The 25,776-nt window shown below is 70.7% G+C and carries 26 protein-coding genes; 11 read left to right on the top strand and 15 right to left on the bottom strand.

What is annotated here, in order from left to right; all coding sequences use genetic code 11:
* Positions 1 to 208 precede the first annotated feature (208 nt).
* Both H4687_RS43250 and H4687_RS43255 read right to left on the bottom strand, forming a co-directional pair.
* Positions 209 to 1,075 (bottom strand): SDR family oxidoreductase, encoded by an 867-nt coding sequence (locus tag H4687_RS43250; RefSeq protein ID WP_046918214.1) that lies wholly within the window; start codon positions 1,073 to 1,075, stop codon positions 209 to 211.
* A gap of 84 nt (positions 1,076 to 1,159) precedes the next feature.
* A complete protein-coding gene (locus H4687_RS43255) occupies positions 1,160 to 1,354 on the bottom strand; it encodes a hypothetical protein (protein WP_046918215.1) in 195 nt (64 codons plus the stop codon).
* Between the two features lie 104 nt (positions 1,355 to 1,458).
* On the opposite strand from H4687_RS43255, the gene H4687_RS43260 reads away from it, so the two are divergent.
* Positions 1,459 to 1,638 (top strand): helix-turn-helix domain-containing protein, encoded by a 180-nt coding sequence (locus H4687_RS43260; protein ID WP_306458957.1) that lies wholly within the window; start codon positions 1,459 to 1,461, stop codon positions 1,636 to 1,638.
* 48 nt (positions 1,639 to 1,686) lie between these two features.
* Here H4687_RS43260 and H4687_RS43265 read toward each other — a convergent pair whose 3' ends face one another.
* From H4687_RS43265 to H4687_RS43295, 7 genes are all read right to left on the bottom strand, one after another.
* Positions 1,687 to 3,102: a M1 family metallopeptidase gene (locus H4687_RS43265; RefSeq protein ID WP_046918217.1), complete on the bottom strand. Its 1,416-nt coding sequence runs from the start codon at positions 3,100 to 3,102 to the stop codon at positions 1,687 to 1,689.
* 250 nt (positions 3,103 to 3,352) lie between these two features.
* The gene (locus tag H4687_RS43270; RefSeq protein WP_046918218.1) at positions 3,353 to 4,048 is read right to left on the bottom strand and encodes a type 1 glutamine amidotransferase domain-containing protein; all 696 of its coding nucleotides are present in this window, start codon (positions 4,046 to 4,048) and stop codon (positions 3,353 to 3,355) included.
* 250 nt (positions 4,049 to 4,298) lie between these two features.
* Positions 4,299 to 5,414 carry a S8 family peptidase gene (locus H4687_RS43275; RefSeq protein WP_046918219.1) on the bottom strand — a complete coding sequence of 372 codons (1,116 nt, stop codon included), beginning with the start codon at positions 5,412 to 5,414 and terminating at the stop codon, positions 4,299 to 4,301.
* A gap of 170 nt (positions 5,415 to 5,584) precedes the next feature.
* A complete protein-coding gene (locus H4687_RS43280; protein ID WP_046918220.1) occupies positions 5,585 to 6,574 on the bottom strand; it encodes an ornithine cyclodeaminase family protein in 990 nt (329 codons plus the stop codon).
* Between the two features lie 141 nt (positions 6,575 to 6,715).
* Positions 6,716 to 7,684: a glycoside hydrolase family 113 gene (locus H4687_RS43285; protein ID WP_046918221.1), complete on the bottom strand. Its 969-nt coding sequence runs from the start codon at positions 7,682 to 7,684 to the stop codon at positions 6,716 to 6,718.
* Positions 7,678 to 8,694 (bottom strand): hypothetical protein, encoded by a 1,017-nt coding sequence (locus H4687_RS43290; RefSeq protein ID WP_050398580.1) that lies wholly within the window; start codon positions 8,692 to 8,694, stop codon positions 7,678 to 7,680. The genes H4687_RS43285 and H4687_RS43290 overlap by 7 nt, the downstream gene beginning before the upstream one ends.
* Before the next feature lie 199 nt (positions 8,695 to 8,893).
* The gene (locus H4687_RS43295) at positions 8,894 to 9,595 is read right to left on the bottom strand and encodes a TetR/AcrR family transcriptional regulator (protein WP_046918223.1); all 702 of its coding nucleotides are present in this window, start codon (positions 9,593 to 9,595) and stop codon (positions 8,894 to 8,896) included.
* A gap of 137 nt (positions 9,596 to 9,732) precedes the next feature.
* On the opposite strand from H4687_RS43295, the gene H4687_RS43300 reads away from it, so the two are divergent.
* A complete protein-coding gene (locus tag H4687_RS43300; protein ID WP_046918224.1) occupies positions 9,733 to 10,896 on the top strand; it encodes an FAD-dependent oxidoreductase in 1,164 nt (387 codons plus the stop codon).
* Positions 10,897 to 10,977: 81 nt separating this feature from the next.
* On the opposite strand, the gene gap is transcribed toward H4687_RS43300, so the two are convergent.
* The 5 genes from gap to H4687_RS43325 all read right to left on the bottom strand — a co-directional run bounded on the left by gap (position 10,978) and on the right by H4687_RS43325 (position 15,324).
* The gene (gene gap / locus H4687_RS43305) at positions 10,978 to 11,976 is read right to left on the bottom strand and encodes a type I glyceraldehyde-3-phosphate dehydrogenase (RefSeq protein ID WP_046918225.1); all 999 of its coding nucleotides are present in this window, start codon (positions 11,974 to 11,976) and stop codon (positions 10,978 to 10,980) included.
* 196 nt (positions 11,977 to 12,172) lie between these two features.
* Complete coding sequence (locus H4687_RS43310) at positions 12,173 to 13,129, bottom strand: GlxA family transcriptional regulator (protein WP_046918226.1); 957 nt, start codon at positions 13,127 to 13,129, stop codon at positions 12,173 to 12,175.
* Positions 13,130 to 13,324: 195 nt separating this feature from the next.
* Positions 13,325 to 13,681 (bottom strand): hypothetical protein, encoded by a 357-nt coding sequence (locus H4687_RS43315; protein ID WP_192781785.1) that lies wholly within the window; start codon positions 13,679 to 13,681, stop codon positions 13,325 to 13,327.
* Between the two features lie 5 nt (positions 13,682 to 13,686).
* On the bottom strand, positions 13,687 to 14,139 hold the full coding sequence (locus tag H4687_RS43320; RefSeq protein ID WP_046918258.1) for a DUF1622 domain-containing protein: 453 nt from the start codon (positions 14,137 to 14,139) through the stop codon (positions 13,687 to 13,689).
* A gap of 330 nt (positions 14,140 to 14,469) precedes the next feature.
* Complete coding sequence (locus tag H4687_RS43325; protein WP_046918228.1) at positions 14,470 to 15,324, bottom strand: aldo/keto reductase; 855 nt, start codon at positions 15,322 to 15,324, stop codon at positions 14,470 to 14,472.
* Between the two features lie 271 nt (positions 15,325 to 15,595).
* On the opposite strand from H4687_RS43325, the gene H4687_RS43330 reads away from it, so the two are divergent.
* From H4687_RS43330 to H4687_RS43350, 5 genes are all read left to right on the top strand, one after another.
* Positions 15,596 to 16,369: an MBL fold metallo-hydrolase gene (locus H4687_RS43330; RefSeq protein WP_046918229.1), complete on the top strand. Its 774-nt coding sequence runs from the start codon at positions 15,596 to 15,598 to the stop codon at positions 16,367 to 16,369.
* Between the two features lie 45 nt (positions 16,370 to 16,414).
* Positions 16,415 to 16,771, top strand: a complete 357-nt coding sequence (locus H4687_RS43335) for a hypothetical protein (RefSeq protein WP_046918230.1) — start codon at positions 16,415 to 16,417, stop codon at positions 16,769 to 16,771.
* A gap of 143 nt (positions 16,772 to 16,914) precedes the next feature.
* Positions 16,915 to 18,324: a M1 family metallopeptidase gene (locus tag H4687_RS43340; RefSeq protein WP_225966993.1), complete on the top strand. Its 1,410-nt coding sequence runs from the start codon at positions 16,915 to 16,917 to the stop codon at positions 18,322 to 18,324.
* A 122-nt stretch (positions 18,325 to 18,446) separates the two neighbouring features.
* Entirely contained in the window at positions 18,447 to 18,989 is a 543-nt protein-coding gene (locus H4687_RS43345) for a DUF6882 domain-containing protein (protein ID WP_046918231.1), read from the top strand.
* A 50-nt stretch (positions 18,990 to 19,039) separates the two neighbouring features.
* Positions 19,040 to 19,651 carry a hypothetical protein gene (locus H4687_RS43350; RefSeq protein ID WP_233443468.1) on the top strand — a complete coding sequence of 204 codons (612 nt, stop codon included), beginning with the start codon at positions 19,040 to 19,042 and terminating at the stop codon, positions 19,649 to 19,651.
* A gap of 213 nt (positions 19,652 to 19,864) precedes the next feature.
* On the opposite strand, the gene H4687_RS43355 is transcribed toward H4687_RS43350, so the two are convergent.
* Positions 19,865 to 20,185: a hypothetical protein gene (locus tag H4687_RS43355; protein WP_046918233.1), complete on the bottom strand. Its 321-nt coding sequence runs from the start codon at positions 20,183 to 20,185 to the stop codon at positions 19,865 to 19,867.
* Between the two features lie 252 nt (positions 20,186 to 20,437).
* Between H4687_RS43355 and H4687_RS43360 the strand changes: the two genes are divergently transcribed.
* The 4 genes from H4687_RS43360 (at position 20,438) to H4687_RS43375 (ending at position 25,775) form a co-directional block, all read left to right on the top strand.
* Positions 20,438 to 23,185, top strand: a complete 2,748-nt coding sequence (locus H4687_RS43360; protein WP_046918234.1) for a helix-turn-helix transcriptional regulator — start codon at positions 20,438 to 20,440, stop codon at positions 23,183 to 23,185.
* 95 nt (positions 23,186 to 23,280) lie between these two features.
* Positions 23,281 to 24,105 (top strand): alpha/beta fold hydrolase, encoded by an 825-nt coding sequence (locus tag H4687_RS43365; protein WP_046918235.1) that lies wholly within the window; start codon positions 23,281 to 23,283, stop codon positions 24,103 to 24,105.
* 18 nt (positions 24,106 to 24,123) lie between these two features.
* Positions 24,124 to 24,948, top strand: a complete 825-nt coding sequence (locus H4687_RS43370) for an alpha/beta fold hydrolase (protein ID WP_046918236.1) — start codon at positions 24,124 to 24,126, stop codon at positions 24,946 to 24,948.
* 29 nt (positions 24,949 to 24,977) lie between these two features.
* Positions 24,978 to 25,775, top strand: coding sequence for an alpha/beta hydrolase (locus H4687_RS43375; RefSeq protein WP_046918237.1), 798 nt, complete (start codon positions 24,978 to 24,980; stop codon positions 25,773 to 25,775).
* Position 25,776 lies beyond the last annotated feature (1 nt).

The raw sequence follows: 25,776 nt of genomic DNA on the forward strand, positions 1-25,776 counted from the left end.
AGGGTGACGCCGACCCCGGCGGCCGGGGCGACGGCCGCGTTCACCGCGCGCCTGCGCCGAGTGCCTCCCGATAGACCCGTTCGTCGTCGTCCTCGAACACGGTGAACACCACGCTCACCCAGATGAATAGCGCCTTCTGATAGTCAATGAGCGACACTCTTTGTATCCGGGGCGGCCGGACGCACCCTGTCGCCGGCCCTGGTAGGAGTCAGCCCCGTGCGGCGCGGACGACGTCGGCGAGGGGAGTGGCGGGGTGGCCGGTGAGGCGGGGAACGGCGTCGCTGACTCCGTCGAGTTCGCCGGACGCCATGGCCGTGTAGGTGGACACCCAGGCGTCCAGCTGCCACGGCGGAGCGCCGTAGGAGGCGCGTGAGGCGTAGGCCTCCTCGACCGTCTCCTGCTGGTAGGTGACGGTGCGTCCGAGCAGCTCGGACAGGATGACGGCCGCCTCGTCCAGTGCGAGGGACTCGGGTCCGGTCAGGTCGTAGGCCGTGCCCGCGTGGTCGTCGGGCCGGAGCAGCACCGTCGCGGCGGCGTCGGCGATGTCGTCCTGACCGACGAACGCGGCGCGCCCGTGCCCGGCCGGGCCACGGATGACGCCGTCCTCGCCTACGAGGTCCGGGACGAACTCCGCGTAGAGGTTGTCCCGGAGGAAGGTGTACGCCAGGCCGCTCCCGCGGATGTGCTGCTCGGTGTGGAAGTGGTCGCGTGCCAGGGTGAACGTGGCGTCCGCCGCCGCGCCGTAGAAGGAGAGGTACACCAGGTGCCGGACACCTGCCTCCTCCACGGCGTCCACGAACGCCTTGTGCTGGGCGAGCCGGTCGGCGCTCTCGGAGGCGGAGACCATGAAGACGGTGTCGATGCCGGTGAGGGCCTTGCGTACGGCGTCCCGGTCGCCGTAGTCGGCCCGTGCGGCCACCGCGCCGGGAAGGCGTGGAGTGCGTTCCGGGCTGCGGGCCAGGAGTCTCTGCGGGACACCCCGCTCGGCCAGCCGCCGGGCGACACGCCCGCCGAGGCGGCCGGTGGAGCCGGTGACGGCGATGGTGGGGACGGAGGTCCCGGATGCCAGGGACATGGCATTGCCTCACTTTCTGTGGTGACGTCCTGTGGGGACGCGGGTGCGCTGCCTGGGGTGACGAGGGTGCGCCGGCGCCGTGCGTCAGGGATGGAGTCCGTCGAGCAGCTGGTCCGCTCCGAGGGGAACGGACAGCGCTCGCGAACCGAGGTCCGACGGAACATCGGGATGGGCGGGGTTGATCCGGACGAGCCGGGCCCGTGAGGTCTGGCGCACCAGCTTCTCCATGGGCCGACGGATGACGCCGGGGGTATGGAATCCGGCCCCGATCTCCACCACGCGCAAGGCGCTGTCCGCGGGCGCGTCGTCGAGCCACTTCCCCAGGCGTCAGCCCGCGGGCAGGTAGGCGTCGTCGACGAACTCCGGGCCCACACCGCCGGGTGGTGCTGGAGGCGAAACGTCTGCTGGCGCACGGCGACGAGACCGCGGCACAGATCTCGGACCACCTCGGCTTCGTCACGACCTCCCAGTTCAACAAGTACTTCATGCAGCGAACGGGCCGGTCCCCGATCGACTTTCGTCGAGAGATCCGGGGACAGGCGACGAGTGAGTGGCCCACCTGAGCGTCCGAGCGTCGGCACCCACATCCGGCTTCCGTTCCGCTGTGGCTGTCAGGGGGTGCCGGGCTTTCCCTGGGCATAGAGCCACTTGTGGAACAGCGGAGCGAGGTCCTTCCCGGAGAGCTGCTCCGCGAGCCGCTGGAACTGGGCGGTGGTGCCGTGTCCGTTGCGCTGCTGTGTGGCCCAGGAGCGCAGGAGGCGGAAGAAGACACGGTCACCGACGGCGGTGCGCAGGGCGTGCAGGGTCATGGCGCCTCGGTCGTAGACCGGGCGTTCGAAGATCTTGGCGCCGCTGCCGGGGTTGCCGGGCGGGAACGCCCACAGGGAGTCCTTGGAGGGGGTGGCATACAGGTCGTCGAAGGTCCGCTGGGCGCTGGGGCCGCCGTGCTGTTCGGCGTAGAGCCATTCGGCGTAACCGGCGAAGCCCTCGTTGAGCCAGATGTCCTTCCAGGAGGTGAGGGTGACGGAGTCACCGAACCACTGGTGGGCGCTCTCATGGACCAGAGTGATGAGGTCGGGTGCGCTGCTGTAGACGGGCCGGGTCTGCGTCTCCAGGGCGTAGCCGACCGTGGGGGCGTGGTCGACGATGGAGCCGGCGGCGCGGTACGGGTAGGGCCCGAACAGCTTGCTTCCCCACTCCAGTACGGCCGGCAGCCGCTTCAGGACAGGTGTGGCTTCCTTGGTGAGGCGCGGGTCGACGGCGTCGTAGACCTTGATTCCGCCGGGGGTCGTGTACTGCTTGACCTTGAACTTCCCGATGGTCGCGGTGGCGAGGTAGGCGGCCATGGGTTCCTTCTGCCGCCAGTGGAAGGTGGTCTTGCCGTTGCGGGTCTTCTGTCCGAGCAGGACGCCGTTGGAGACGGCGGTGCGCCCCTTGGGGACGGTGATCGTGATGTCGTACGACGACTTGTCCAGCGGGTGGTTGTTGGCCGGGAACCAGGTCATGGCGCCCTGGGGTTCGCCGGCGACGAACGCGCCGTCGTCGGTGGGGATCCAGCCGTCGAGGGAGCCGTCGGGGTCGGTGACCGGACCGGGCTTGCCCTGATAGGTGACGGTGACACGGAACGTCCGTCCCTTGTCCAGCGCGCGCCGGGGCGTGATGACGAGCTCCTGTCCGCTGCGCTTGTAGGCGGCTCTGGCCCGGTCGACGGTCAGGCCGGTGATCTTGAGGCCCTTGAGGTCGAGGTCGAAGCGGGACAGGTGCTGGGTGGCACGGGCGGTGAGGACCGCTTTACCGGTGAGGTGACGGCTCGTCGTGTCGTAACCGAGCGTCAGACCGTAGTGGGTCACGTGGTAGCCGCCGTTCCCGGCGAGCGGGAAGTAGGGGTCGCCGACGCCGGGGGTGCCCGCCTGTCCCGCCGCGGTGGCGGGTCCCGCCGCGGTGAGCAGCGCCGCCACGGCGACCGGGACGGTGAGGCCGACGATTCTGCGGCCGAGGACGGCGGGGCCCTCAGGGGAATGGCTCACGTGCACGCTCCTTGGGGGGTGGTGTGATCAAGCGAACCCCAGGTTATGCAACCGCCGTTCCCGCGTGCACCCGGCTCGGGTGAAGTCAGCGGGTCCGCGACGAGCAGGGGCTTTCCGGCCGACGTTCGTGCGTGCCGTTGTGGTGTCGCAGCTGTTCGTGGCGCACCCCGGGGCGGCTCGCGGACGTCGCCGTCGAGCCCGCGTGCGGGACCACCCGGCGGCGCCGGGCGGCCCCCTGCGCGGCCGGTGCTCAGGTGAGTCGGCGGACCACCGCCTCGGCGACGGCCCTGGCGCTGCCCGGGTTCTGTCCGGTGATCAGACGGTCGTCCTCGACGACGTATGTGTCGAAGGGCTTCTCCGCGATGCTGTAGTGCGCGCCGAGTTCCTTCAACCGGTCTTCGAGGCTGTAGGGGACGGCGTCGGCGCGCTGTGCGAGTTCCTCCTCCCGCCAGGAGAAGCCGGTGACGTTCCTGCCCCTCACCAGGGGTTCGCCGTCGCTCAGGGTGACGTCGAGCAGACCGCACGGACCGTGGCAGACCGCCGACACGATCCGGCCGGTCTCGTGGAACCGGGCGATGAGCGTCTCCAGCGCCTGGCTCTGGTGGAAGTCGAACATCACGCCGTGACCGCCGGTGAGGTAGATGGCGTCGTAGTCGTCGACGTCGACCTCGCTCACGGCGGTGACGTGCTTCAGCTCGTCCATGAACGCGCGGTCGGCGTACCGCTTGTCCGTGCCGAGATCGCTGAGAACGTTGTGGGCGAGGCTCTCCGGGTCGAGCGGCACGGCGCCGCCTTCGATGCTCGCGATGGTGAGTTCGAAGCCGGCCTGCTCGGCGACGTCGTAGAAGTGGGTCAGTTCGCCCAGCCAGAGGCCGGTGCGGTAACCGACCTTCTCGTACTCGCCGGTGCTGGTGACGATGATCAGGATGCGCTTGGTGGGGGACATCTGCGTCTTTCTGTTCAGAGGGGCCGGGCCGCCGTGCGGACACCGGGGCCTCGTGCGCTCCTCGCCGGCGGACACCGGGTCGGAGCGCTGAACCCTGGAGGCCGGTCCCACGATAGGACGTGATGGCGGGTCAGACCCGGTACCGGGGAGGCGCATCGTCGAGCGGGGGGCAGTACCGCAGTGCTACCTCCGCACCTCGGTGGGAGCCGAGGGAGCCGTGGCCGAGGACAGGCCCGGTCAGAGGCCCGCCTCAGAGGCCGCCGGTGAAGAGCAGCCGGTTGGGCGTGTCGGAGCGGACGCCGCCGACGACGCCCCGGGTCGCCGCGTGGTCGAGCCAGACGTGGACCTCGCGAGCCGTGGCGTGGGGGTGTGCCGACAGGTACAGCGCGATCACACCGGTCGCATGGGGGGCCGCCCAGGACGTCGCGCCACCGGTCTCCGTGACCGTACCGCCGCCGGCGAGGGCGGCCGTCACCTTCTGCCCGGGGGCGTACAGGTCCACGCACCGCCCGTACCCCGATCCGTAGGAGCCGCCGTCGCTCCACACACGGTCCTTCGACGTGGAGGCCGCCACGACGATCGTGCCGGGAACGCCGGACGGGGAGTGCTTGCAGGCGTCGTCGTTGTAGTTGCCGGCCGACACCACCGTCGGGATCCCCGCGTCGACCATCTTCTTCACGGCGGCGTCCACGGACGACGACCGGTGCCCGAAGTTGAGCGACATGTTCACCACCGCCGGCTTCTGCGCATGCGCGATGACCCACTTGACGGACTTCACCACGGCTTTCTCGGCCGCCGCCTGGGAACCGCCGCCCTGGCTCTCGCACAGGACGCCCTGGACGCGTACCAGTTGAGCCTTGGGGGCCACCCCGTACTTCGCTCCCGCGATGATCCCCGCGACGAACGTGCCGTGACCGGTCCCCTCCTCGCTGAAGCAGTCACCGGAGTCCTTCGGGCCCACGAAGTCGGCGCCGAGGCGGGCGCGTTTGCCGAACTCCTTGTGCGCGATGTCCATTCCGGTGTCGATCACATAGACGTGGACACCCTGGCCCGTGGCGGTGGTGGTGAGCCTTCCGTTCAACGGACGCGACCGCTGATCCAGGATGTCGAGATTCCACGGCACCTTTCGGGTGAGGAGCGGTCCCGAGGTCCGCGCCGTCCCGGACATCTTCTCCACGCTGTCAGCAGACGCCGACGCCGAGCCGGACGACTTCCCGCCCCCCGAGGACACCGCCGACCTCGACTTCCCCTTCCCGTGCGCGGAGAGCGTTCCGCCGGACCCGCCGGCCTCCCCGCCGCAGGCCGAGGCCCCGAGCACCGTCACCATGGCCACGGCCAGAAGACCGGCCTTCGTCACGTTCCGCATCACATCGTCCCCCGTATCCCGCTTCGTGCACAGTCAGCGCACAAGACGACCACAAGTCGCGGGCGGTTCCGGCGGGGTGGGGACGGGCCGCTCCACACGCTCCAGGCCCACCGCGCGGCCCGGACATGCGTCAGCCACTACAGATGCCGTGATCCGTGCTCGTATCGGCATCACCACAGCGTGATCTCCTCGCCGACCGACCGCTCCCGGGCGGAGGCGAGGACCAGAGCCGCGGCCGCCGCGTCCTGCGCCGCCACGCCGACCGACTTGTAGAGGGTGATCTGGTCCGGATCCGTGCGCCCCGGTCTGCTGCCGGCGATGAGTTCGCCCAGTTCCGCGTGCACGTGGTCGGCCGTGATGAGGCCGTCGCGGATCGGGACGAGCAGGTCGTTGCTGCCCGCAGGAGGCGGAGCGAGCACGGCCTGACGCGATTCGACGCACACCAGCGCCTCGGCGATCGTGGCGTCGTCGATCTCGCGGCCGGCCAGGTTGTATCCCACGGACGTGATGTGCACCCCGGGTGTCAGCCAGGGACGGCGGATCACGGGTTCGACCGCGTGCGTCGTCGCGGCGGCGATGTCCGCTCCGTCGAGGGCCTCCGCGTAGTGGGACACCGCACGGATCTCGGAGTCCAGTACGGCTGAGAGCTCCTCGGCGAGGACGGCCGCTTTCGCCGGATCCCGGCCGGCGACGCGGATCTGCCGGATCGGGCGGACCCGGCACATCGCGCGGGCATGGGACCGGGCCTGTACGCCGGTGCCGAGCACCGCCAGCACGGACGCGTCCTCGCGGGCCAGCAGTCTCGCGGACAGCGCGGAGCAGGCGCCGGTCCGCGCCGCCGTGATGGCCGTGCCGTCCAGCAGCGCGGCGGGTTCGCCGGTGTCCGGATCGAAGGCCACGATCAGCGCCTGATGTGTGGGCCACCGTGCCCCGTCGTTGTGCGGGAAGAGTGAGACGAGCTTGGTCATGAGTACGCCGCTCGACGGCACGAAGCCGGGCATGGCCGCCAGGAAGCCGTCGCGTTCGGGCACCAGGGCGGCGACGCGGTCGGGGACGGAGGCCCGGCCCGCGCTGAGGTCCGCCATCGCCGTGGCCATGGCATCGATCAGCGCGTCCGGGTCGAGCAGTGCCTCGACCTGCGAGCGGCCCAGAACGAGCATGTGGCTCAGCCTCCTTGTACCGGTCATCGAGTCAGCGACAGCACAGTCCAAGCGTCGACCGTAGGCTCCCAGTGTCCCGGCTACGACACGCTGGCCCTCGTGCGCCGACGCGGGGCGTGCCCGGCGGTGTGTCTCGCCGGGTCATCCTTCCTCGGCGATGTCGCCGTAACGCCGCGCGACCTCGTGGAACGCCTCCTTGGGGCCGCGCACTCCGTCGTCGGTCACCGCCACGATGCCGAAGCCGGCCCTGTCCAGGTCGAACCGAGGATCGTCGTGGCGCGCGAAGTCGGGCATGGCGAAGGTGAACACGAAGCAGCCGTGCACGCCTTCGGCGTCGTACTGGCCGATGAGCTCACCGAGGTAGCGGGCCTGGACGGTCTCGTCGCGAGGGTGGTCGCCGCGGATGCGCGGGGGCACGGCGAACCAGTTGACGATCCAGAAGGAACCGGCTCCCCGCCGGTCGGCCCCGGTGAAGGCGCCGCACCCGAACTCGGTGATGACGACGGGCTTGTCGTGATCGCGCACCAGAGTACGCAAGCGGTCCGCGTAGGTGGGGTGGTTGCGGCCGGAGCGGTAGAGGCTGACGCCGACCACGTCGAACAGGGACCAGTCGACACGCTCCCACGCGGCCGCGGAGTAGGTGACCGGCCCGCCGAAGCGCCGCCGCGCTGTGGTCACGGCGGTGGGGAGCAGCCGGTGGAGCCGCCGGTCGATCCTTCGCCGCAGCACCCGATGGAAGCGCACGATGAGCTTCAGGCGCAGGAACGACCGAGGTCCGGGGACGACACCGGGCACGGTGTGGGAGAACTCGCTGCCGACCAGCAGCGTCACCCGGTCCGGGTGTTCCCGGCGAAGTGCTTCGGCGGCCTCGGCGACGGCGTCCAACTGCTCCAGTACCTGGGGCTGAGGCAGTTCGGTGACGTGCGGCCGGATGTAGACGCCGAGACCGGTCTCCAGTGCGGTACGGGCGGCATCGATCAGCCGCTTGCCGTCCCCGATGAGCATCACCGTGGTGCAGTGCAGGTCCCGGGCGATGACCTCCATGTCCCTGCGCGTGTCATCGGCGCTCGCCTCGCCGACCAGGTAGGAGATGCCGCGGACGGTCAGCATGCGGTCGGCTCCTGTCGACGCAGACGGTGGGCGGCGACGAACAGAAGGGCGGCGACACCACCGAGCATGGCGGCGTTGACCATGTACTTCACGGTGAGATCCACGCTGTCGCCGAGCGGTTCGACCAGGAAGGACAGCCCGGCCCGGACGACGAGGGCACTGCCCGCGGCGGCCAGTACGTGCCGACGGTCCCACCCCTGCCGGCGCGACCAGCGCAGCAGCAGCCAGCCCAGTACGAGCATGGCGGCGACGTTCACCGTCACGCCCGTCCAGGTCGCCGGCAGCAACTGGCCGGCACACCACGCGACACCGGTGACACCGCCGACCAGCCACCACGACGGTGCCGTCGCCGCCGACCGGGTCCGCGCGGACCGGACGGTGAACGCGGTGGTGATCAAGGCAACGGCGACCGCCGCGGCGCCGATCAGCTGCGCCGGGTCGGCGGGGGAGTCCGCTGCCGTGTCGATGTGGATCAGCGTGGCGCTCAGCGCCCACAGCAGCGCCAGGCAGCCGATGCCGATCGGGCCCAGCCATCGCCGGTCGGCGATGCGCGGGGCACAGGACTCGACCACCGCGATCGGGGCGGCGAAACTCCAGATCACATGCCCCCCGACGTAGTTGAGGAAGTTCGCCGCGTCGACCCCCAGGCCGGGGACGAGGGTGACGAGCGGCTGGGTCGCCCAGTCGGGCCCCTCGGTGTCGGCCTGAAGGTCGAAGAGCGTCTGGTCGATCAAGCCGGCCTGGATCATCCCGAAGGCCGCGCTCAACAGCAGGATCGTCGGCCAGCCGCGGCCCGTGCGCCGGGTGATCTCGCGGATGAGCACCGCGACGGTTCCGTAGAGCGGCGCGAGGATGAGCAGGCCTGCCAGGAGTTCGAGCGGTCGACCGGTGCTTTCGCCGTAGCCGATGAGGTACTCGGCGCTGATCGGGGAGAGCACCAGCAGGCCGGCCACGGCCGTCCAGCGGTGTCGAAACCGCGGTAACGCGGCAGGGGTGGACTGTGCGGGCATGAGGATCCTCCGCGTGGTGGTCACAGGGAGACCGGGGCGGTGTCGGTCCGCTCGACCCTAGGGAGACCGTCGACGGCCGGGCATCCGTCTTTCGTCCACGCGCACATGACTTCCGTCTAGACGTGCGCCGCCCTCCGGCCCCACCCGGTCCGAGCCCGACCGCGACTCCGGCTTGCGACGGTGATGCGCCCGTCCTGTGTCATGCGGGCGATCGCGGGTCCGTGGTCGCCGTGTGCAGGCCGTCCAGGAGCAGGTCGAGGCCGGTGGTGAACTGATCCCGGTCGGTGTGGTCGCGCAGCTCGGCGCTGGAGCGCGTCAGGAAGGGATAGACGGTGGGGTCCAGCTCCTTCCAGTGCTCGGCGGTCCGGGCGAGGTAGGCGTCACGGCTGATGGTCGCGCCGAGGGTGGTGCTGGGGGCGATGATCTGGGCGCTGACGCCGGTGATGTAGTAGAAGATCGCGGTGCAGACGGTGAACCGTCGCTCGGCGGGCAGTCCGGTTCGCTCGACCAGGATGCCGATGCGGTCGAGCAGGCGTAGTGAATGCGCCAGCGTGGCCGGCGCGGTGAGGCGGGACGCGGCCCACGGGTGCCGGTCGAGCGTGTCGAAGACGTCGACGGCGAGCGCGCGCAGCGCGGAGCGGGTGCTCTCCTCGGGGCGCGGGTCCGTGGTGACGACGTCGCCGAGCACCTGGTCGGCGGCGAGAGCGACGAGCTCGTCCTTGTTCGACACGTGCCAATAGAGGGCGCCGGTGCCGGTGTTCAGCTGTTCGGCCAGCAGCCGGAAGGTGAGTCCCCGTTCGCCGCGCTCGTCCAGCAGCGCGACGGCCGCGCGGACGATCACCTCCTGCGAGAGGCCGTCGGCACGGCCTCCGGCGGGTGCTCTTCCTCGCGTCCGTGGCATGAACTCAGTCTGACACACGCTGGACCCGCGTTCCATTTTGCTTTTGGAACGTTGGTCCATATGCTTTTGGAACGTTGGTCCATTTGAGTGTCCGGGGCAACGCCTGGTGCGCTGCTCGTACAGGAACGAGGAAGCCCATGACCGGCACCACCCACTCGATCGTCATCGTCGGCGCCGGACTCGGCGGCCTGATGCTCGCCCGGGTCCTGCACGTCCACGGCATCCCCGCGACGGTCTACGAGGCCGACCCCTCGGCCGAGTCCCGTACGCAGGGCGGCCAGCTCGACATCCACACGGACGACGGGCAGCGCGCGCTCGCCGACGCCGGCCTCACCGATGAGTTCCGCGCGATCATCCACGAGGGCGCCGAGGCGCTGCGCGTGCTCGACCAGCAAGGGAAGTTGCTGCACGACAACCCCGACGACGGCAGGACGGCACGCCCCGAGGTGCTCCGCGGCGACCTGCGCCGCATCCTGCTCGATTCCCTGCCTGAGGGAACGGTGCGGTGGGGACGCAAGGTCACCGGCGTCCGGTCAAACGGCGACGGCCGGCACGAACTCGCCTTCGCCGACGGCTCCACCGTGACCAGCGACCTCCTCGTCGGCGCCGACGGCGCCTGGTCGAGGATCCGCTCGCTGCTCTCCGACGCCGAACCTCATTACAGCGGAACGACCTTCGTCGAGACCTGTCTGTACGACGTCGACGAGCGGCACACCGCGACCGCCGACCTCGTCGGTGTCGGCGCGATGTACGCGCTGACACCGGGCAAGGGGATCGTCGCGCACCGCGAGGCGGGGGACATCCTGCACACCTACGTCATGGTGAACGCCCCCGCCGACTGGATCGCCGACATCGACTTCACCGACCCCGCCGCCGCGACCGCCCGGGTCGCGAGCGAGTTCGAGGGATGGGCGCCGGAACTCATCGCGCTGATCACCGACGGCGAGACCGCTCCCATCGCGCGGATGATCCACACACTGCCCGACGGGCACCGATGGGAGCGTGTGCCGGGCGTGACGCTCCTGGGCGATGCCGCGCACCTGATGCCGCCTTCCGGCGACGGCGCGAACCTGGCCATGTTCGACGGCGCCGAACTCGCCAAGGCGATCGCCGCACACCCCGACGACACCGAAGCGGCACTCGGCGCCTACGAACAAGAACTGTTCCCGCGCACCGAGGCCTTCTACGCCGACGCCCACGCAACCATGGACCTCTGCCTCGGCGACCGCGCGCCGTTCGGACTCGTCGACCTCATCAGCGGCGGCTCCCAGGGCGGGCCCGGAGCACCCGAGCAGTCCTGAGCCCGCTCGACCGGTCAACCGGAGCGCCCGAAGGAGTACTGGCCGACCCGGGCACCGGAGGTGGGTCCTCCCCGCGTCCGGTCAGCCGGTGGCGAGGAGTTCGAGCGTGTCGATCACGCGGTTCGAGAAACCCCACTCGTTGTCGTACCAGGCGACCACCTTGATGTGGCGGCCGTCGACGCGGGTGAGGTCCGAGTCGAAGATCGACGAGGCGGGATTGCCCGTGATGTCGGAGGACACGAGCGGGTCGTCCGAGTACTCCAGGACACCGGCGAGCGGCCCCTGGGCCGCGGCGCGGTAGGCCGCGAGCACCTGGTCGCGCGTCACGTCGCGGGCGACGGTCGTGTTGAGTTCGACGATCGAGCCCACCGGCACCGGTACGCGGATCGAGTCGCCCGACAGCTTGCCTTCGAGGTTCGGCAGCACCAGGCCGATGGCCTTGGCGGCACCGGTCGTCGTCGGCACGATGTTGACGCCGGCGGCCCGGGCGCGACGGGCGTCGCGGTGCGGTCCGTCCTGGAGGTTCTGCTCCTGGGTGTAGGCGTGCACGGTCGTCATGAACCCGTGCTCGATGCCGGCCAGTTCGTCCAGGACCTTGGCCAGGGGCGCGAGTGCGTTGGTGGTGCAGGAGGCGTTGGAGACGACCGTGTGCAGGTCCGGGTCGTAGGCGTCGGTGTTGACCCCGAACGCGAGGGTGACGTCGGCGCCGTCCGACGGCGCGCTGACGAGAACCTTGCGGGCGCCCGCGTCGAGATGGGCGCGGGCGGCCTTCGCCGAGGTGAAGCGGCCGGTCGCCTCCAGGACGATGTCGACGCCGAGTTCGGCCCACGGCAGCTGCGCCGGCTCACGCTCGGCGAGCACCGTGATCCGGCGGCCGTCCACGACGAGGGCGTTGCCGTCGACGGTCACCGGGCGTCCGAGGCGGCCGGCCGTCGAGTCGTAGGCGAGCAGCCGGGCGAGTGTGGCGGGCTCGGTGAGGTCGTTGACGGCGACGATCTCCAGGGTGCTGTCACGCTCCAGCAGTGCGCGCAGCACATTGCGTCCGATGCGGCCGAATCCGTTGATGGCGATGCGAGTCATGTGTGGTGTCCCTTCCCTTCGCCACACAAGGCTCGCCCGCGGCTCACCTCGCTGACAGTGGCGGGATCGCCATGGTTCACAAGGATCGCGCCACGGCCACGGTTCCGCGACGGCCACGGTCCGCGCACGGTTCCGCGACGGCCACGGTCCGCGCACGGTTCCGCCACGGCCACGGTCCCGCCACGACCAGGGTTCATCACGTGCCGCGGGTGAAGGTGCGTCGGTACTCGCTCGGGGTGGTGCCCAGGATGTGCTGGAAGTGCAGGCGGAGGTTCGCGCCGGTGCCGAGACCGACGTCGGCGGCGATCTGTTCGACACTGCGCTCGGAGCGCTCCAGCAGTTCGCGGGACAGGTCGATGCGGGCGCGCATCACCCACTGCATCGGCGTGTAGCCGGTCTCCTCGACGAAGCGCCGGGAGAACGTGCGCGCCGAGACGCCCGCCTGCCGCGCCAGGGTGTCGAGGCTGAGGGGCTCTCCGAGGCGGTGCAGCGCCCACTCGCGAGTGGCGGCGAACCGCTCACCGAGCGGCTCGGGGACGCTGCGCGGCACGTACTGGGCCTGGCCGCCGCTGCGGTACGGGGCCGCGACCAGGCGGCGGGCCGCGTGGTTGGACGCGGCCACTCCGAGGTCGCCGCGCAGGATGTGCAGGCAGAGGTCGATGCCGGAGGCGGCGCCGGCCGAGGTGAGCACGCTGCCCTCGTCGACGAACAGCACGTTCTCGTCGACCTGGACCAGCGGATGCCTGGCCATGAGCGCACGCGTGTAGTGCCAGTGCGTCGTGGCGCGTCGGCCGTCGAGCAGACCCGTGGCGGCGAGCGCGAAGGCGCCCGTGGAGATGGCGGCGAGCCGCGCGCCCCGGGCGTGGGCCGCGACCAGCGCGTCGACCACGGCCTGGGGCGGTTCGTCGCGGTCCGGATGCCGGTAGCCGGGCACGAAGACGATGTCGGCCCACGCGAGCGTGTCGAGGCCGTGCGCGACGGCGTACGACAGGCCGTCGCCGCCGGTCACGAGGCCGGGTGCCGCCCCGCACACCCGTACCTCGTACGGCATGCTCGCGCGGGTCGTGAAGACCTGTGCGGGAATGCCGACATCGAGCGGCTTGGCACCTTCGAGCACGAGGACGGCGACGCGATGCAGGGGGGCGGCTGGCATGGGGGAGAGGCTACGCGGGGCGCGACGGGGACCTCGCGACTGCGGACACGGCACCGCGACGGCCGGCGTGCGGGCGAACCGTCATGATCCCAACGCCCGCCGTGACCCCCACCTGCGCTGCGGACCCTCCCCCTGCGCGGAGGCCAGCGGGCACATGGGGCCGGCTCAGCGCGCGCGGGGCCAGGCCGGCACCGCTCAGGTGCGAGGGCGCGCCCCTGGCTCTTGCTGCTGACCCGATGCCCGCCCAAGCTCGGCTGCGGCTGCGGCTGCTGCTGCCTCTTCCTCCGACTGAGGCGCTGCCGAGGAATCGCTCCGCCGAGCGGAAACCACGGCGCGCAACCCCGAGTTGAGCAGCATTCTGAGGGCGGCGGTCGCCGCGGTGATGGTCAGGGTCGTCCACGACGGATCCGCGGCGAGCCGTATCAGCACCGCTGCCAGGAGGAAGTCGGTCAGCAGGGCGACCGGGGGTCGCACGCGCCGCAGGCGTACCCCGGCGCAGGCGGCGGCGATCAATCCGAGCAGCGTCACCAGCAGGGCCGCCTGGTGCAGCACCGCTGTCATCCGAGGGCCGCCGGGTTCGCGGCGGGCCCCTTGTCCGGTGTCCGCTCGACCTCCTCGCGCTCCTTCTCGATCTCCTTGCCGAGGAAATAGTTCAGGGCGGTCCGGATGGCGGCGATCGCGGCCAGCTGTCCGATCTCCGTGTACGTCGGCGCGACGGCCGTCCGCAGGATGTCCCCCGCCAACTGGAACTCGAGCCCCAGCGTGAGGAACCGTCCCAGGGACAGCCGAATCCGATTGAACTCGAACTGCGGCTCCCGCACACCGGTACGGGGCGACCGGATCCACAGCACGGCGCTCTTCAAGAGCTGCCCGAACGCCCACAGCGCGCCGAAGAAGATGACGAGCGCACCGGCGAACTCCACCAGATGCACCATCGTGTCGACGACTTCCTTCAACGTCGACTCCGGGAGCAGATACCCGGCCGCGACGACCCTGTTGTCGTCCCGCATCACATCCACCACACGTCACTCCTTGCTTCCCTTGCTTCGAGAACACGTGTCGCACGAAAAGCACGCGGATCACGTCACCGACACCGCCGACGTGATCCGAGTACCCGGCGAAGGCGAGGTCAGATGGTGGTGTCGTGCGCGTCCGGGTTCCCCGCATACACGGCCTCTACGGGGCGCGTCCCCGCGCGACGGACCCACGCCAACGCCGTGGGCGCCCGCCTCCACCGAGGCTTCACGGCTGGGAGTTGGGTGTCGTTCGCGGTCCGGCTACTGCCCTGTGGCGTGTGTCGGTCGGCCTTCCGTTCCCCGCCGGAGCTGCACGACCGGGCCCTATGCCGAGCGGGCCAGCCGGTCGAGGCGATCGCGGTGGGCCTGGGTCAGCTGGACGCCTTCCGCGGCGAGGTTCTCCTCAAGGTGGTCGATCCGGGCGGTGCCGGGGATCGGGAGAATGACCGGTGAACGGCTGAGGAGCCAGGCGAGGGCGACCTGCGTGGGCGTGGCGCCGGTCTCGGACGCCACGGCGGCGACCTCCGCCCTCGTCCCGGACTCCCCCCAGGCGACAGGGCGCCATGGCAGGAACGCGATCCCCGCCGTCTCGCAGGCCCGGAGTACGGGCTCGTGCTCACGATCGAGCAGGTTGTAGCGGTTCTGCACGCTCGCGATGTCCACGATCTCCCGTGCCGCCCCGAGCTCGTCGACGGTTACCTCGGACAGCCCGATCCGGCCGATTTTGCCCTCGCTCCGCAGGTCCAGCAGCGTCCCGAGCTGGTCGGCGAGCGGCGTCCCGGGATCGATACGGTGCAACTGCAGCAGTTCGATACGCTGCAGGCCCAGTCGGCGCAGAGCCTGCTCGACCTGAGTGCGCAGAACAGCGGGCCGCCCGTCGAGTTTCCACTCGCCGGAGGGGCCCGAGCGCGCGACGCCGACCTTGGTGGTGACGAGCAGCTCGTCCGGATAGGGGCGCAGGGCCTCGGCTATCAGTTCCTCGTTGGCGCCCCCACCGTACAGATAGGCGGTGTCGATGAGTGTGACGCCCAGCTCGACGGCCCGCCGGACGACCGCGGAGGAGTTCTCACGGGCCGGGCGTGGCTCCGCCGGCAAGTGCATGGCCCCGAAGCCGAGCCGCCGTACGGTGAGGTCCCCGCCGATACGGAACGTAGCCGGTGTCACGTGCTGTCTCCCCATCCTCAAGGGGCGAAGCTAGCACCGCAGTTGGCCCACATCGCGGTTCACTGACAAAGATCGGCCACGGGCTGGAACAGCGGCCGCAGACCGCAGACCGCAGACCGCAGACCGCAGACCGCAGACCGCAGACCGCAGACCGCAGACCGCAGACCGCAGACCGCAGACCGTGGGCCGTGGGCAGAGAGGTGCGGACTGAGCTGGAGGAGGCTGAGGCGATGACTTTCGCCGCACCCCGCTGTCTCAGCACCGTAGTCGACCGTGAGGAGTGGAGATGGGCGAGCTGACACAGGTGGCCGACGGCGTCTGGGTGCGCCAGAGCGAGTGGGCGTGGAGCAACTCCATCGCGGTGCGCGCCGAGGAGGGGATGATCCTGATCGATCCCGGCATCAACGGCTCCGAGTTGCAGCAGCTGGCCGATGCCGTGGAGCGGCTCGGCATCCCGGTGGTCGCCGGGTTCTGCACCCATCCCCACTGGGATCATCTGCTCTGGCATTCCCGGTTCGGCGACGTGCCGCGTTATGCCACCCCGGCCGCCGCCCAAGTCGCCGCTGGGGTCCGGGAGAGGGCGCAGGCGATGGCGGCGGAGAGCGCGTCCGGCATCCCTCTTGAGCTGGTCGGGCTCATCACCCCGCTGCCCGCGGACGGTGGAGCGATGCCGGGCGAGATCATCGAGCATCGGGCGCACGCCGTCGGCCACGCCGCGATCCTCCTCGCGGACCGTGGCGTCCTGCTCGCCGGCGACGTGCTCTCCGACGCCCTGATCCCGCTCCTGGACGTTCGTCAGGACGATCAGGTGGGCGCCTACGAGGCGGCACTCGACCGGCTGGCCGAGGCGGCCCGGCATGCCGATGTCGTGGTCCCCGGTCATGGAGCCGTGGCCGAGGGCCCTGAGGTGGCGGCCCGTCTCGCCGCCGACCGGGCCTACATCGACGCGCTGCGGCGAGGAGAGGAACCTGCCGACGGGCGTCTGGGGCCGCACGCGGACTGGCTCCAGGGCCCCCACCGGTCGAACCAGGAACAGGCCCGCCGAAGCGGTAGGACCTAGGCTGAACTGTGGCTGACTGACAGGGGCGTCGAGGGGGAGTTGAGCATGGGCAACTGGGTCGTGATCGCGCAGTACTCCCACGGCGAGATGTACCGGACCGAGTTCATCTGCCGGGGGAAGGACACGAAGGACCAGGCGCTGGAGGCACTCCGTGGTGCCCTGCGCACGTACTTGCCGAGCAAGAACATCATCGAGAAGCGGCGGCACGTGTACCGCTTCGCCGACCAGGAGTCGTACCTGGTGGTGATCAAAGGCAAGCTGACGGAGTGGGAGTGCGTCCTGCGCGTGGCGGAGCTGGTCTCGGACTCGGCCGATCCGGCCGTCGCCAAGCGGGCGCGGTGGGACGACGGCGCGAGAGCGGTGGATGACGGGCCGCAGGACCAGATCCCGCCCAGACACTGACCGGCGGACCGGATGCGACTCCGGACACTGACCGGCGAACCGGACGCGACTCCGGGCCCATGGCCGGCCGGCGCATCACGAGCCGTCGTAAGGACCGTCCAAGTCGGCTCCGTACGGGGTGAGTTGTGGCAGGATCCCATGGCATGTCGCTGTCGGTCATGTGGTCGCGCACGTCCGGTCGTCGTCTGACGGGTGTCCTGCTGGTGCCGCTGGTGCTGCTCGCGCAGCTCCTCGCGGTGGGGCCGGGTGCGCGCGAGGCCGGCGCGTCGACCGGACCGGGAGCGGCCAGGGCCGCGGCGCCGGATCGCGCACGCTACGACGTGTCCCTGCGCTCCGACACCGACGGCAGTCACTGGACGGGACGGCAGCGGGTGTCGTTCCGCAACGCCTCCCGTCAGCCGTTGCGGGAGGTGTATCTACGTCTGTGGGGCAACGGCGAGGACGGGTGCGGCACGCCGGGCGCGCCGTCGCCCGTCACCGTCTCGCACGTCACCGGCGGCACGCCGGAACGGCTCTCCGTGCGGTGCACGGCTCTGCGCATCGCCCTGCCCAGGCCGCTCGGACGCGGCGAGAGGGCGTCCGTCGCCTTCGACGTCTCCCTCGCCGTGCCCGACCGCAACGCGCGCTTCGGCCGCGAGGGTGCCCACCGCTTCCTCGGCAACGCCCTCCCCGTGCTCGCCGTGCACGACACGCGAGGGTGGCACCTCGATCCGTACGTGTCCCTCGGAGAGAGTTTCTACGCGCTGACGAGCGACTTCCGGGTCCGCCTCGACCACCCGTCGGCCCTGAAGGTGCCGGCGACCGGCCGCACCCGGGCCCTCCCCGCCGGCCACGGCCGTACGGTGACGCTGAGCGTCGCACACCGCGTGCGGGACTTCGCGTGGGCGGCGGGCCCGTTCCGCACGGCGACGCAGACCACGCCCGGGGGCGTCCGCGTGAAGTCGTACTGGGGGACCGACACACCGGCCGAGGGAGTGCGCCTCAACCGTGCGGACGCCGTCACCGCGATCGACCGCTTCGGCAGGGAGTTCGGCCGCTACCCGTACGGCGAGATCGACCTCGTGATGACCAGTCAGTTCGGCGGCGGCATGGAGTACCCCGGTCTGGTCCTGGTCGGTACCACCGAAGAGGGCGGCGCCGTCGTGCACGAGGTGGCGCACCAGTGGTGGTACGGCATCATCGGCAACGACGAGTACGCCTCACCGTGGCTGGACGAGAGCTTCGCGCAGTACGCCAATGCCCGCTTCTACGGGTGGGAGACGCGCGACTGCTGGTCGGACGTCTCCTGGCCGGACGACAGCACCATGCTGACGAACTCGATGGGCTACTGGTCCCGGCATCGCGGTGACTACCACCTCGTCTACACGGCCGGGCCCTGCGCCCTGGCCGACCTGGAACGCACCCTGGGCGCCCGCACCATGGCCCGCCTGCTCAAGCGGTACGCCCATGACCACTGGTACGGCGTCTCCACCACGGCCGCCTTCAAGAAAGCCGCGCAGGCGATGACGGACGAAAACCTCGGCCCGTTCTGGGAGACCCACCGCATCCGGTGAGGACGCGCGAACGGCGCGCCGCCGGGCCGAGCCGATTCCCCACGGGGAAGCGGGAGAGGCGAGGCGACTGGGTGCAGGAGGGGGAGGCGGGCTGGTCGAAAGCCTCTGGCAGACTTCGCGACATGGGACTGTTCAAGCGAACCAGGAAGTCCGAGAGTGCTGCTCAAACCGGGGATCGGGCTGACCTGAGCACGCTGGTGCTGCAGGGCGAGGACATGATCGACCAGCTGGCTCACGCGCACATGTCCTGGGGTCTGGGCTCGGCGGACCGCTGGGGCCTGGATCAGCGAACCGGCCTCATCACCTGGACTTTCGCCGACAGGATCGCGACGGCACCCGCACAGATCCTCGGCAGTTTCAGCCCCACCTCGGGCTCCTGGCTGTGGGCGTGGGCGAACGAGAGCATCCTCCCCGAGATGAGCCGCGACGCCCGAAGCGTTCGGGAGTGGGCGCAGGCCCATGGCCATGCCGCCCTCACCCAGCCGAAGATCGACGCGGACGAGGAGGCCGCGGTGACCCTCGCGGCCCTGGCCGTCCGGATCACCGAGGCGACCGGCTTCTATCGGGGCCCCGGAGCCAACTCCGTCGCCATCATCACGTTCGGTCCGGTCACCCTCACCGCCGAGGACGGCAGCACGTCCACGTTCGACGTCCATGTCGACTAGCGTCGTCGACGCCGTACGGCAGGATGCGCGTACGTGCGGGGGAGGGGATCGTGGTGGGGATCGGATACAAGACGTCCTGGCTGGCCGTGCCCGACGGTGACAACGGGCAGGTCGCCGACGCGCTGGGGTTGCACACGAGGGTGACCATGGACTGGGAGGCGGGGACGGAAGCGGCCTACCGGCGAGGCGTCTTCGTGGCCTCCCCCGTGGACGGCTGGACGCTGGCTCACGGCCGGATTCACCTCGAAGCCGGAATCGAGGACGGCGGTCCGTCCCTCCTGTCCTGGCTTCGGTCACTGGGCTCGCACCTGGGCGACTTCCAGTACTTCCGCACTGATCGCATCGGCGAGTTCCACGCCTGGGCGAGAGTGGAGGCCGACCGGGTCGTCCGCGCCTACGTCTATGACAGCTCAGCCGGTGACGTGCCCCTGCGCATCGGTGAGCCGACCGACATCGAGCGCCGACTCGGTGTCGGAATCAGAGGTGCGGAAGAGGGCATGGCGTCCTGGAGCGAATCCGAATGGGACGACTGGTACGCCGCCATGCCGTACGAGCGGCACGTCATGGCCATCGCCAAGGACTGGGGAATATGTCCTCCCGAAATCCCGGAAGCGCCACCTGGGGGCAACGGCATCTACGGCCTTCCGCCTGGAGTCGAGTGACATCACACGGAGTCGAATGGCTTCGGTGGCGGCGCGGCAGGGCAACGAGGCCCCGCGCGTGCTGATGAGACTCGCCGAGAGCAGCTCGTACGCCACCCCACAGAACCCCAGTTGACGGGACGGCACCCGCACCCTGGCAGGGGCCGGCTCCGGGCACCTCCTGGGTGGCCCCGACGGCGTGCGTCGGGCCACGCCGGAGAACCCGCCGGCCGGTCAGAGGCCGGCCACGTCCCTCGCCCGCTTCGCCACGGAGCCGAGCGCGTCCACCACCGTGTTGTGCCGCTTCGCGCGCGCCGCCTCGTCCGCGGGCACCAGCCGGGCGGCAGCCTGTACCGCGTAGGCGTCCGGATCGCCGAAGGCGGTTCGCGGATGCTCTCCCGACTCCGCGCAGTGCGCCGTGACCTCCTTGACCGCCCGGAGCACGACGGCCCGGTCCACGCCCGGCTGCATGGCCAGCCGCACCTGGAAACGCGCCATCCACTTCTCGCGGTCCTTCTCCTGTGCCGCGTCCGTCTTCTGGTCCTTCTCGGCCATGCGCTCTCCCGGTCGATCGGCGGCCCTCGTCGTGGAGTTGGACGCCGGGGCATCGGGGCGGGTTGCGTACGCGCGGACACGTCTGCCGGGCGAAGCGGAGCAGTGCGTGTGACTTCTGGAGGTCTCACATAAGTGATGGCGAACCTGCGCAGGATGATCAGAACTGGCGGAGGGTGTCCGTGTGGGGTGCGTGGGGGGCCACGTCGACCTTGTTCTCCGTCATCCGGTCTTTCTCTCCGAAGGGGTGTCGGCGTGGTGCTCAAGGGGCGGGTCAGGGAACGGGAAGCGCTGGATCGGTTCGTCAGGGAGTTACGCGAGGGGTTGAGCGGTGTCGTCCTGCTGAGGGGGGATGCCGGGATCGGCAAGACCGTCCTGCTGGATCATGCGGCCTCCGAGGCCGCCGACCTGCGGGTCCTGCGGGTGGCGGGCGTGGAGGCGGAGTCGGGGTTCGCGTTCGCGGCGCTGCACCGCGTGCTCGTGCCGTTCCTGGACGGACTGAAGGAAGCCGGCGCGCTGCCCGGGGCCCAGGGCGAGGCGTTGCGGGTGGCGTGCGGACTGGCCGACGGCCCGCCCGCCGATCGCTTTCTGGTGGGGCTCGCGACGCTCACGCTGCTCGCGGAAACCGCGAAGCAGCGGCCCCTGCTGGTCTGTGTCGACGATGCGCAGTGGCTCGACGAGGAGTCCTTGGGTGTGCTCGCCTTCGTAGGGCGGCGTGTGCATGCGGAGGGGGTCGGCCTGTTGTTCGCCGCGCGCACCGGTTTCGAGATGCCTGCGGGCCTTCAGGCCACCGAAGTCGCCGGTCTGGAGCACCAGTTCGCCCTGGAACTGCTGCGGGACATCGTCCCCGGGCAGCTCGACAACCGTGTGGCGGCACGGATCGTGGCCGCCACCGCCGGCAACCCGCTGGCGCTGACCGACCTGGGGCGGGAGCTGTCCGCCGATCAGCTCTCCGGCGGGCTCGCGCTGTCCGAACCGCTGCCGGTGGGCGGCAGACTGGAGGCGTACTACCTCCGCACGGTGCGTGCGTTACCGCAGCCGACGCAGACCTGGCTGCTCCTCGCCGCCGCCGAGCCGGGCGGCGACCTCGGCTACCTGATGAGCGCGGCCCACCGTCTCGGGATCGGCGCGGACGCTTCCGGCCCGGCCGAACGCGCGCGTCTCGTGGTGGTGCACGCGACCGTGAAGTTCCGTCACCCGCTGGTGCGCTCGGCGATCTACAGCGGTGCCACCAGCGTGGAGCGACGGCAGGCACACCAGGCGCTGGCCGCGGCGACCGCTCGTCCGGCCGACAGCGACCGGCGGGCCTGGCATCTGGCCGCGGCCGCGATCGGTGAAGACTCCACCGTCGCCGCGGAGGTGGAACGGGTGGCCGACCGGGCGGGCGCGCGAGGTGGCTACGCCGCCCGCGCCACCTTCCTGACCCGGGCGGCCGAGCTGACACCGGCGGGCGAAGTGCGGGCGGGGCGGCTGCTGGCGGCGGCCGAGGCGGCACTGCGCGCCGGGGCGCCGCTGCAGGCGGAGTCGCTGCTGGACGCGATCGACGAGGAACTGCTCGGCGATGTCGGCCAGGGCCGGGCGCTGTTGGTCCGGGCGAACACGGGCATCACGCTGGGCGGCGCGGATTCGTTCGCGCACGCGCCGGCGCTGTGCGTACGTGCCGCGGTGCTTCTCCTGGACGGCGAACCGGACCTGGCCCGTGAGGCGCTCCTCGGGGCGATCGAGCGCGCCATCACCGCGGAGCACCTCATGCGGGACACGACACTGGCCGAGATCGCCCGAGCCGTGGAGACGCTGGTACCGCGAACGGCCGAGGCGAGGGGGCTGGACCTCGTGCTGCGCGGCTTCGCCGCCCTGGTCACCGACGGCTACGAACGCGCCATGCCCCACCTGCGAAGGGCCTGCGCCATGATGCTGGATCCGGGGACCGCCGAGGAGGAGGTGCTGCGCGGCTACCTGCCTGCCGTCACCATGTCGATGATCCAGTGGGACGAGGAGATCCACGCCGCTGTGATCGAACGGGCGGCCGACGTCGCCCGGCGCACGGGTTCCCTGTGGCAGCTGGACACCGCGTTGTTCTGCGCCTCGATGTCCGCGACCAATCTGGGTGAACTGGCGGCGGCCGACGCCCTGTTGGCCGAGGGCCACCAGATTCGATCGGCGATCGGCGCGAACGACGACGTGTGGGCCATCTACCGGCATCCCGAGCTGCTGGCCTGGCACGGCGAGCGCGACGACCTCGACGCCGTGCTGCACGGGTCGATGCAGGCCGGCACCTATCTCGGCAGCGGCGCGGTCGAGTCCATCGCCGGCATCGCCATGGTGGTGCTGGCCCTGAGCCGCGGTGACTACGCGAGGGCCCGCACCGTCGCGCACACGCTGATCGGGCAGGACGTGCTCGGGGTGCACTCCCGGCTGCTTCCCCAGCTCGTCGAGGCGGCCGTACGCTGCGGCGACCGGGTGCTGGCGACGGAGGCACTGGGCACACTGACATCCCGGGCGACGGCCTCCGGTACGCCATGGGCCCTCGGCCTCCTGGCCCGCTCAAGGGCCCTGCTCGCGGCGGCCGGTGACGCCGAACCGCTGTATCGCGAGGCGATCACCCTGCTGTCGGGCACCGGCGCCCGCTCCGACCTCGCCATCGCCCACCTGTTGTACGGCGAGTGGTTGCGCCGCCGTAAGCGCCGCAGGGACGCCGGCGAGCAACTGGGCACGGCCGTCGCGATGTTCGACGCCATGCGGGCCACGGGATACGTGGCGCGCGCCGTCCAGGAGCTGGCCGCCACGGGCGCGCGGCCTCGGCGCGGGACGGTCGGCACGGCGTCCGCGCTGACCCCGCAGGAACTCCAGATCGCCCGTCTCGCCAAGGGCGGGGCGACCAACGCCGAGATCGCCGCCCAGCTGTACATCAGCGCCAGCACCGTCGACTACCACCTGCGAAAGATCTTCCGGAAGCTCGATGTCACCTCCCGCCGGCAGCTGCAACAGGCCCTGGAGGACTGACCGGGCTCACGACTACGCGCTCCACGGGATTCGAGCACCGTCCGTCCGGGCCGACGCTGGGGCGACCGGACAGATCCTGCAGAAGGGAGCACGGCATGCCATACGTCACCGCACGTGACGGAGCGCGGATCTTCTACAAGGACTGGGGCACGGGCCGGCCGGTCGTGCTCAGCCACGGCTGGCCGCTGAACTCCGACAGCTGGGAGGCGCAGCAGCTGTTCCTCGCCTCGAACGGCTTCCGCGCCATCGCCCACGACCGCCGTGGGCACGGCCGCTCGTCCCAGACCTGGCACGGCAACGAGATGAACACCTACGCCGACGACCTCGCCACCCTGATCGACACCCTCGACCTGCGCGACGCGACACTCGTCGGCTTCTCCACGGGCGGCGGCGAGGTCGCCCGCTACATCGGCCGGCACGGCACCGGCCGCATCGCGCAACTGGTGCTGGTCTCCGCCGTACCGCCGTTCATGCTCAAGACCGACGACAACCCCGGCGGCCTTCCGATCGAGGTGTTCGACGCGATCCGCGCCGGTTCGCTCGCCGACCGCTCACAGCTGTACCACGACCTGGCCGACGGGCCGTTCTTCGGACACAACCGACCCGGCTCGGACGTCTCCCAGGGCGTCCGGGACGCGTTCTGGCTCCAGAGCATGCAGGCCGGACACCGGGGCGCCTACGAATGCGTCGCGGCCTTCTCGGCCACCGACTTCCGTGCCGACCTCGACGCCTTCGACGTGCCCACGCTGGTCGTCCACGGCGACGACGACCAGGTCGTCCCCTTCGAGGTGGGCGGGAAGGCGTCGGCGGCACGGATCAAGAACGCCACGCTGAAGGTCTACCCGGGCGCCCCGCACGGGATCACGGACACGCACAAGGAACAACTCGGCGTCGACCTGCTGGACTTCCTCAACTCCTGACCCGGAAGGACCCCACACATGATCTCCGAAGGTCAGCCCCGCCGCCGCGTCCTCGGCGGTCTGCTCGCCGCGGGTGCGGTCACGCTCGCCGGCGCTCCCGCCTCGGCCGCGGCCCCCTCCGGCAGCGGCAAGAAACCGACCGTCGTGCTCGTGCACGGCGTCTTCGCCGACTCCTCAGGCTGGAACGACGTCATCGCCCGGCTGCTGAAGGCCGGCTTCCCGGTCATCGCCCCCGCGAACCCGCTGCGCGACCTCGCGGGCGACTCCGCCTACGTCTCCAGCGTCATCGGCAGCATCCCCGGCCCGGTCATCCTGGTCGGTCACTCCTATGGCGGCGAGGTCATCACCAACGCCGGGCGCGGTCACTCCCACGTCAAGGCCCTGGTGTACGTCGGGGCCTTCGCGCCCGACAAGGGCGAGAGCGCCCTGCAACTGGCCGGCATGTTCCCGGGCAGCAAACTGCCGGAAGCCCTGCTGACCCGGCCGTTCCCGCTGCCCGACGGCACCACCGGCCACGACGGCTACATCGACCCGGCGAAGTTCCACGAGGTGTTCGCCGGGGACCTGCCGACCTCCGTGACGCGGCTCATGGCAGCCACCCAGCGCCCGGGAAACGTGGACGGGCTGACATCCGCCAGTGGCGCACCGGCCTGGAAGAACCTGCCGTCCTGGTACGTGATCCCCACCGCCGACAACGTCATCCCGGCCGCCGCCCAGCGCTTCATGGCCAAGCGTGCCCGGAGCACCACCGTCGAGGTCGAGGGATCCTCGCATGTGGTGATGATGTCTCACCCCGACATCGTCGTCCGCCAGATCCTGGCCGCCCACCGCGCCACCCGCTGACACCCGCTGACACTCGGGAAGGAACACCGATGACCGCACCGGACACCATCGTCCTGATCCATGGCTTCTGGGTCACGCCCCGCAGCTGGGAACACTGGATCGACCGCTACGAGAAACAGGGCTACCGGGTGATCGCGCCCGCCTACCCCGGCTTCGAGGCGGAGGTCGAGTCCCTGAACGCCGACCCGTCCCCGATCGAGGCGATCACCGCCCCACAGATCGTCGAGAGCCTGGCGAACGTGATCCGCGGCCTCGACGAGCCACCCGTCCTCATCGGTCATTCGGCGGGCGGGGCGTTCACCCAGGTCCTGCTCGATCACGGCTTCGGCGCGGCCGGGGTGGCCATCAACTCCGCGCCCACGGAAGGCGTGCGGGTGGCTCCGCTCAGCCAGCTGAAGTCGACCTTCCCCGTGCTCAAGAACCCCGCCAACCACCACAAGGCGGTCGGCCTCACCCACGAGCAGTGGCACTACGCCTTCACCAACACCTTCTCCGAGGAGGAGTCCCGGGCGCTCTACGAGCGTTACGCGATCCCCGCCTCGGGCCGCATCCTGTGGAACAGCGTGCTGGCCAACCTCCAGCCAGGCCACCAGGACATCTGGGTGAACTACCACAACGACGGCCGTGCGCCGCTGCTGTTCCTCTCGGGTGAGCTGGACCACCTCATGCCGCCCAGGATCCAGCAGTCCAACGCCAAGCACTACAAGTCGAACACCGTCACCGAGGTCAAGGTGTATCCGGGACAGCCTCACCTGATGCCGGCCTCGCCCGGCTGGGAGGAGATCGCGGACCACGCGCTGTCGTGGGCCCTGTCCCACGCCCGCTGAC

The organism is Streptomyces stelliscabiei, from assembly GCF_014873495.1.
GTDB classification, from domain to species: Bacteria; Actinomycetota; Actinomycetes; order Streptomycetales; family Streptomycetaceae; genus Streptomyces; species Streptomyces bottropensis.

Coding starts and splice junctions, on each gene's coding strand:
- H4687_RS43345 (WP_046918231.1), top strand. CDS start 18,447: ATGGGACTGTTCAAGCGAACCAGGAAGTCCGAGAGTGCTGCTCAAACC.
- H4687_RS43270 (WP_046918218.1), bottom strand. CDS start 4,048: ATGTCCCCCACCAAGCGCATCCTGATCATCGTCACCAGCACCGGCGAG.
- H4687_RS43340 (WP_225966993.1), top strand. CDS start 16,915: ATGTCGCTGTCGGTCATGTGGTCGCGCACGTCCGGTCGTCGTCTGACG.
- H4687_RS43365 (WP_046918235.1), top strand. CDS start 23,281: ATGCCATACGTCACCGCACGTGACGGAGCGCGGATCTTCTACAAGGAC.
- H4687_RS43370 (WP_046918236.1), top strand. CDS start 24,124: ATGATCTCCGAAGGTCAGCCCCGCCGCCGCGTCCTCGGCGGTCTGCTC.
- H4687_RS43290 (WP_050398580.1), bottom strand. CDS start 8,694: ATGCCCGCACAGTCCACCCCTGCCGCGTTACCGCGGTTTCGACACCGC.
- H4687_RS43295 (WP_046918223.1), bottom strand. CDS start 9,595: ATGCCACGGACGCGAGGAAGAGCACCCGCCGGAGGCCGTGCCGACGGC.
- H4687_RS43285 (WP_046918221.1), bottom strand. CDS start 7,684: ATGCTGACCGTCCGCGGCATCTCCTACCTGGTCGGCGAGGCGAGCGCC.
- H4687_RS43375 (WP_046918237.1), top strand. CDS start 24,978: ATGACCGCACCGGACACCATCGTCCTGATCCATGGCTTCTGGGTCACG.
- H4687_RS43330 (WP_046918229.1), top strand. CDS start 15,596: ATGGGCGAGCTGACACAGGTGGCCGACGGCGTCTGGGTGCGCCAGAGC.
- H4687_RS43310 (WP_046918226.1), bottom strand. CDS start 13,129: ATGCCAGCCGCCCCCCTGCATCGCGTCGCCGTCCTCGTGCTCGAAGGT.
- H4687_RS43275 (WP_046918219.1), bottom strand. CDS start 5,414: ATGCGGAACGTGACGAAGGCCGGTCTTCTGGCCGTGGCCATGGTGACG.
- H4687_RS43280 (WP_046918220.1), bottom strand. CDS start 6,574: ATGCTCGTTCTGGGCCGCTCGCAGGTCGAGGCACTGCTCGACCCGGAC.
- gap (WP_046918225.1), bottom strand. CDS start 11,976: ATGACTCGCATCGCCATCAACGGATTCGGCCGCATCGGACGCAATGTG.
- H4687_RS43325 (WP_046918228.1), bottom strand. CDS start 15,324: ATGGGGAGACAGCACGTGACACCGGCTACGTTCCGTATCGGCGGGGAC.
- H4687_RS43355 (WP_046918233.1), bottom strand. CDS start 20,185: ATGGCCGAGAAGGACCAGAAGACGGACGCGGCACAGGAGAAGGACCGC.
- H4687_RS43300 (WP_046918224.1), top strand. CDS start 9,733: ATGACCGGCACCACCCACTCGATCGTCATCGTCGGCGCCGGACTCGGC.
- H4687_RS43335 (WP_046918230.1), top strand. CDS start 16,415: ATGGGCAACTGGGTCGTGATCGCGCAGTACTCCCACGGCGAGATGTAC.
- H4687_RS43320 (WP_046918258.1), bottom strand. CDS start 14,139: ATGCGGGACGACAACAGGGTCGTCGCGGCCGGGTATCTGCTCCCGGAG.
- H4687_RS43250 (WP_046918214.1), bottom strand. CDS start 1,075: ATGTCCCTGGCATCCGGGACCTCCGTCCCCACCATCGCCGTCACCGGC.